Genomic DNA, 5,866 nt, shown 5'->3' with positions numbered 1-5,866 from the left:
TTGCGAGAGTTCCCAGGACTGGCTGTTCCGTGCCTGGCGCAAGGGTGCGGTGATCGCGACAATGCCGCATCTGACCGTGCTCATGCTGCATTCGGGCAAGCGCGAAGGCAGCTATGCGCGTGATACGGCGCAGGAGCAGGAAGAACTGATGGACGCGATGAGCTCGCCGGACGCTTTGCGCGCCAGGATTCTTGGCAACGCCGAGGAACCTGCTCCCCTCAAGCGTTCCCGCTACCTTAAACGCAGGCTCCTGGCGATGCTTGGCATACATCCGCGGGCGCGTTCCTTCCGCCGCCAGCATCGCCGAGGCGCCTTCATTGCCATGCTGCGCCAGACACGCGGCTTGCCGCCAATGCCCGAGCGAGAGCCGAACATCGACGCGTTGCTGGCCCGCTATCGCCATGGCACCGAAAGGCCCGAAGCCAACTGAGTGCCCGCCGGGAAGGCGGCACGCATGGTGTCATGTGAAAAAAAAGCCCGCGGGATCGCTCCCGCGGGCTTTATCCTGGAATAGCTGCCGCGATCAGCCGTGCGCGAGCACGGCGAGAAGAAGCAGCGCGACGATGTTGGTGATCTTGATCGCCGGATTTACGGCCGGGCCGGCGGTGTCCTTGTAGGGGTCGCCGACGGTGTCGCCGGTGACCGAGGCCTTGTGCGCCTCGGAACCCTTCAGGTGTTTGACGCCGTCCTTGTCGGTGAAGCCGTCCTCGAACGACTTCTTGGCGTTGTCCCAGGCGCCGCCGCCGGAGGTCATCGAGATGGCGACGAAGAGGCCGTTGACGATCACGCCGAGCAGCGAGGCGCCGAGCGCGGCGAAGGCCGAGGCCTTCGAGCCCGAGATCAGCAGCACGCCGAAATAGACGACGAGCGGCGCCAGCACCGGCAGCAGCGACGGGATGATCATCTCCCGGATCGCCGCCCTGGTCAGGATGTCGACGGCGCGCGCATAGTTCGGCTTCGAGGTGCCGGCCATGATGCCCTTGTCCTCGCGGAACTGCTTGCGCACTTCCTCGACGATCGAGCCGGCGGCGCGACCGACGGCGGTCATGGCGATGCCGCCGAACAGATAGGGGATCAGGCCGCCGAAGATCAGGCCGGCGACGACATAGGGGTTGGAGAGGTCGAAGGAGACGTCGCCCATGCCCTGGAAGTAGGGGTACTTGTCGCCATTGGCGGCAAAGAACCGGAGGTCGTTCGAGTAGGCCGCGAACAACACCAGCGCGCCGAGACCAGCGGAACCTATGGCATAGCCCTTGGTCACCGCCTTGGTGGTATTGCCGACAGCGTCGAGCGCGTCGGTGGAGTGGCGCACTTCCTTGGGCAGGCCGGCCATTTCGGCAATGCCGCCGGCATTGTCTGTGACCGGGCCGAAGGCGTCGAGCGCCACGATCATGCCGGCAAGGCCAAGCATGGTGGTGACGGCGATCGCCGTGCCGAACAGGCCACCTAGTTGGTAGGTCGCGATGATGCCGCCGACGATGACGATGGCCGGCAGCGCGGTCGATTCCAGCGAGACCGCGAGGCCCTGGATGACATTAGTGCCGTGACCGGTCACCGACGCCTGGGCGATCGAATTCACCGGACGCTTGTTGGTGCCGGTGTAGTATTCGGTGATCACCACGATCAAACCGGTCACCAGCAGACCGATGAGGCCGCAGATGAACAGGTTCTTGCCGGTGATGCCGATGCCGGCAACGGTGCCGACCTCGCCCCAGCCGACCGTGGCGGAGGTCGCGGCGGCAAGACCGACGATCGACAGCAGGCCGGTGACGATCAGGCCCTTGTAGAGCGCGCCCATGATCGAGCCGTTGGAGCCGAGCTTGACGAAGAAGGTGCCGACGATCGAGGTCAGGATGCAGGCGCCGCAGATGGCGAGCGGATAGAGCATGGCCGCGCCCAGCGCCGCCGTGCCGCCGAAGAAGATGGCGGCCAGAACCATGGTGGCGACGACGGTCACCGCATAGGTCTCGAAAAGGTCCGCGGCCATGCCCGCGCAGTCGCCGACATTGTCGCCGACATTGTCGGCGATGGTGGCAGGGTTGCGCGGATCGTCTTCGGGAATGCCGGCCTCGACCTTGCCGACGAGGTCGCCGCCGACATCCGCACCCTTGGTAAAGATGCCGCCGCCGAGACGGGCGAAGATCGAGATCAGCGATGCGCCAAAGCCGAGCGAAACTAGCGAGTCAATGACGACGCGGTCGTTCGGTTGCAGGCCCATCGGGCCGGTGAGGATGGCGTAGTAGATCGAGACGCCGAGCAGCGCCAGGCCCGCGACCAGCAGGCCGGTGATGGCGCCGGATTTGAAGGCGATGTCGAGGCCGGCGGCGAGGCTGTTGGAGGCGGCCTGCGCGGTTCGAACATTGGCGCGTACCGAGACATGCATGCCGATGAAGCCGGCGGTGCCCGAAAGCACGGCGCCGATCAGGAAGCCGATAGCGGAGGTGATCGAGAGCAGCCACCAGGCAAGCAGGAGCACGACGATGCCGACCACGGCGATGGTGGTGTACTGGCGCGCCAGATAGGCCTGGGCGCCTTCGCGGATGGCGGCGGAGATTTCCTGCATGCGCTGATTGCCCTGATCGGACGCAAGGACCGAACGTGTCGCCCAGATGGCGTACAGAACTGACAGCAAGCCGCAGGCGATGACGGCGGTAATAATGGTCATTGCCGGATTTTCCTCGATTGTTGGCCCAAAAGAACCCCTCCCTGGGCCGTTGGAACGGAGACGGATGCCGCGCTTGGAATCCACCTCTTGGTTGGGGTATGCGAAACAAGGCTTGGAACGTCAAGATATTGTTCGGTTTTTGCCCGGCTTTCGCCCAAAAGAAGAAGGCGGGAATCGTTGTGCCAGCGCGAGCCTGGAATTAGATCGATTGAAATGACGTTGGGTCCGGCTGCTCAGGATCGGTCCGTGGCGAGGTTGGCGGCTGACGGATCGGCGCTTTGCAAATGCTCAATGCCAAGCATATCTTCCGGGTGGACAGGAGTTGATCAATGAAGTTCAAAGCTATCGTGCACGAAGCGGAAGAAGGTGGATTCTGGGCCGAGGTTCCCGCCATTCCGGGATGCGCAACCGAAGGAGAAACCCTGGACGAACTCATGGCAAATCTGCGTGAGGCAATTGAAGGCTGCCTTTCGGTAGATCTGCCGTCTTCGGTCACTTCAGTTCCCGGCAAGGTGGTGGAAATCGCAGTTTGAAATCCATTTCGGGCAAGGATCTGGCCAGGGCCATTGAGCGGCGAGGCTGGCAACTTCTGCGAATAGCAGGCAGCCATCATATTTATGGAAAAGAGGGAAGCATTGTGCGTCTCTCTATCCCGATACATGGCAACAAGCCCCTCAAGACGGGTCTCGTGCGCCATCTTCTGAAGATGGCGGAAATCAGCGAAACAGATGTCTGAACATCTCTACTCTGCCCCCTGCCCCATCCGCCGCGCGGCGTAGCGCTCTATGGCCGACAGACCGTCATAGATCAGCACCGCAAGCGCGGCGACGATGAGACCGCCCTGCAGCACGAAGGCAAGGTTATTCGAGATCAGGCCGGCGATGATCACCTCGCCCAGGGTCTTGGCTGCAACCGTTGAGCCGATCGTCGCGGTGGCGAGGCTGATGACGACCGACAGCCGGATGCCGCCCAGAATAACAGGGGCGCTGAGCGGCAACTCGACCTTCATCAGCCTTTGCCAGCCGGTCATGCCGGCCCCGCGCGCCGCTTCCATCACATTGCCCGACAGCGTGGTCAGCGCGGTCAGCGCATTCTCGAAGATCGGCAGCAGCCCATAGAGGAAGAGCGCGATCAGCGTCGGCTTCTCGCCGAAGCCGACGGCCGGTACCGCAAGCGCCAGCACGGCAACCGGCGGAAAGGTCTGGCCGATATTGACCAGGCTGCGCGACAAGGGCAGGAACTCGGCGCCTGCCGGCCTGGTGACCAGGATGGCTAAAGCCACCGCGACAATCGTTGCCGCGACCGTCGCGACCAGGACGGTCCGCAGGTGCTGCAGGGTCAGCGTCAGCAGGCTGCCCTGGTTGTAGATCGCCGGCGCGCCATTCTCGGTCAGGGGTTTCAACAGCGGCTCGAACCAGCCCGGGCTGATGATGAAGACCACCAGCAGCGCCAGGACAGCCAGCCTCAGCAGCGCGGGCAGCCAGGCTTTCATTGCGGCCTCGCCGCGCGTTTCACCAGGCCCTCGACGGTGACGCGGCCAATGAGCCTGCCGTCCGCGCCTTTTACCGGCAGCGCGGGCCGCCCCGACCACAGAAGCTCGGCAAGCGCGTCGCGCTGCGTGGCCTCACCGGGGATCGCTTCGCCTTCCGCGCCGCCCGGCTCCACCGCATCGCGCACAGGCCCGAGCGACAGCAGCCGGAACGGCCTTTCGCTGGCGCCGACCAATGTCTCGACGAAGCCGCTCGCCGGCCTGGCCAGAATCTCCGCCGGTTTGGCATATTGCACCAGCTTGCCGGCATCCATGACGGCGATCTTGTCGCCCAGATGCACCGCCTCTTCCATGTCGTGGGTGACGAGGATGATGGTGGTGCCGAAACGCTTCTGGATCGCCAGCAGATCCTCCTGCGCCTTGGTGCGGATGATCGGGTCCAACGCGCCGAAGGGCTCGTCCATCAAAAGCACGTTTGGCTCGGCGGCCAGAGCGCGGGCCACGCCGACACGCTGCTGCTGGCCGCCGGAAAGCTCGTGCGGGTAACGCGGGCCGTAGGCCTGTGGATCGAGCTGGTAAAGCGTCATCAGCTCGTCGACACGCGCCTTGATCCGATCCCTGTCCCAGCCGAGCAGCAGCGGCACAGTGGCGATGTTCTGCGCCACCGTGCGATGCGGAAACAGTCCATGGCCCTGAATGGCGTAGCCAATGCTGCGGCGCAGCTGATAGCCAGGCACCGAGCGGTTGTCGGCGCCGTCGAGCTTGATGACGCCGGAGGTCGGCTCGACCAGCCGGTTGATCATCCTGAGCAGCGTCGTCTTGCCGGATCCCGACGTGCCGACAATGGTGGCGATGGTGCGCGGCTCAATGACCATCGAAACATTGTCGACCACCGTCGTCTCGTCATAGCGCTTGGTGATGCCCTCGATCTCGATCATGCCGTTTCAACTACCCTGCGCTTGGTGGCGGTCATCTCGATGACCGCGTCGAGGATGATGGCCGCCGCAAAGGCCAATGCCACGGTGGGCAGCGCGCCGAGCAGCACCAGATCCATCGCGGTCTGGCCGACGCCCTGGAAAACGAACACGCCGAAGCCGCCGCCGCCAATCAGCGCGGCAATGGTGGCAAGGCCGATATTCTGCACCAGCACGATGCGGATGCCGGTCAGGATCACCGGAAAGGCGAGCGGGAACTCGACATCGAAAAGGCGCTGGCGATCGGTCATGCCCATGCCGCGCGCGGCGTCGTTGGCCGCGCGGGGCACACCAGCCAGCCCGACCACCGTGTTGGCCACCACCGGCAACAGCGAATAGAGGAAGAGCGCGACAAAGGCGGGCGCGGTGCCGATGCCCCTGATGCCGATCGCGGCGGCCCCCGGCACGTGGACGGCGACCCAGCCGAGCGGCGCGATCAGCAGGCCAAACAGCGCTATGGAGGGAATGGTCTGGATGATGTTGAGCACGTTCAGCACCCCCGCCCGCAGCTTCTCGACGCGATGGCAAAGGATGCCGAGCGGTATGCCGACGATCACCGCGCCAGCCAGCGAGCCAAGCGCCAGGCTAACGTGCTTGGAAGCCTCGGCCCAGAAACTGTCGGCGCGGCTGGCATATTCCTTGAGGATGGAGAGGGTGTCCCAGCTTCCCGAGACGAGCAGCACGGCAATGGCGAGCGCGGCAAGGACGAGCACGCCGACGCGCGACCAGGGCGACAGG

General features: G+C 64.4%; 6 protein-coding genes and 1 pseudogene. 3 read left to right on the top strand and 4 right to left on the bottom strand.

The window, feature by feature from the left end; all coding sequences use genetic code 11:
- Nucleotides 1–430 (top strand): annotated as a pseudogene (locus tag EOA27_RS18725) (glycosyltransferase family 2 protein); the annotation flags it as partial.
- A 93-nt stretch (nt 431–523) separates the two neighbouring features.
- Here the strand turns inward: EOA27_RS18725 and EOA27_RS18720 are convergent.
- On the bottom strand, nt 524–2,665 hold the full coding sequence (locus tag EOA27_RS18720) for a sodium-translocating pyrophosphatase (protein ID WP_126082930.1): 2,142 nt from the start codon (nt 2,663–2,665) through the stop codon (nt 524–526).
- 329 nt (nt 2,666–2,994) lie between these two features.
- On the opposite strand from EOA27_RS18720, the gene EOA27_RS18715 reads away from it, so the two are divergent.
- Together EOA27_RS18715 and EOA27_RS18710 are read left to right on the top strand one after the other, a co-directional pair.
- The gene (locus EOA27_RS18715) at nt 2,995–3,198 is read left to right on the top strand and encodes a type II toxin-antitoxin system HicB family antitoxin (protein ID WP_095818392.1); all 204 of its coding nucleotides are present in this window, start codon (nt 2,995–2,997) and stop codon (nt 3,196–3,198) included.
- The gene (locus tag EOA27_RS18710; protein ID WP_126082931.1) at nt 3,195–3,401 is read left to right on the top strand and encodes a type II toxin-antitoxin system HicA family toxin; all 207 of its coding nucleotides are present in this window, start codon (nt 3,195–3,197) and stop codon (nt 3,399–3,401) included. The genes EOA27_RS18715 and EOA27_RS18710 overlap by 4 nt, the downstream gene beginning before the upstream one ends.
- Nucleotides 3,402–3,407: 6 nt before the next feature.
- On the opposite strand, the gene EOA27_RS18705 is transcribed toward EOA27_RS18710, so the two are convergent.
- The 3 genes from EOA27_RS18705 to EOA27_RS18695 all read right to left on the bottom strand — a co-directional run.
- The gene (locus tag EOA27_RS18705; protein WP_126082932.1) at nt 3,408–4,157 is read right to left on the bottom strand and encodes an ABC transporter permease; all 750 of its coding nucleotides are present in this window, start codon (nt 4,155–4,157) and stop codon (nt 3,408–3,410) included.
- Nucleotides 4,154–5,092, bottom strand: a complete 939-nt coding sequence (locus EOA27_RS18700) for an ABC transporter ATP-binding protein (RefSeq protein WP_127251766.1) — start codon at nt 5,090–5,092, stop codon at nt 4,154–4,156. The genes EOA27_RS18705 and EOA27_RS18700 overlap by 4 nt, the downstream gene beginning before the upstream one ends.
- The coding region (locus tag EOA27_RS18695) for an ABC transporter permease (protein WP_145970405.1) at nt 5,089–5,866 on the bottom strand (778 nt) is incomplete at its 5' end. The genes EOA27_RS18700 and EOA27_RS18695, both read right to left, overlap by 4 nt.

It is taken from the genome of Mesorhizobium sp. M2A.F.Ca.ET.037.01.1.1, from assembly GCF_003998075.1.
GTDB lineage: Bacteria > Pseudomonadota > Alphaproteobacteria > Rhizobiales > Rhizobiaceae > Mesorhizobium.
Note: the sequence above shows the minus strand (reverse complement) of the source record. Positions and strands in the feature narration are given on the sequence as shown.

Excerpts from the sequence above, each read along its gene's own strand:
- EOA27_RS18700 (WP_127251766.1), bottom strand. The coding sequence starts at position 5,092 with ATGATCGAGATCGAGGGCATCACCAAGCGCTATGACGAGACGACGGTG.
- EOA27_RS18715 (WP_095818392.1), top strand. The coding sequence starts at position 2,995 with ATGAAGTTCAAAGCTATCGTGCACGAAGCGGAAGAAGGTGGATTCTGG.
- EOA27_RS18720 (WP_126082930.1), bottom strand. The coding sequence starts at position 2,665 with ATGACCATTATTACCGCCGTCATCGCCTGCGGCTTGCTGTCAGTTCTG.
- EOA27_RS18705 (WP_126082932.1), bottom strand. The coding sequence starts at position 4,157 with ATGAAAGCCTGGCTGCCCGCGCTGCTGAGGCTGGCTGTCCTGGCGCTG.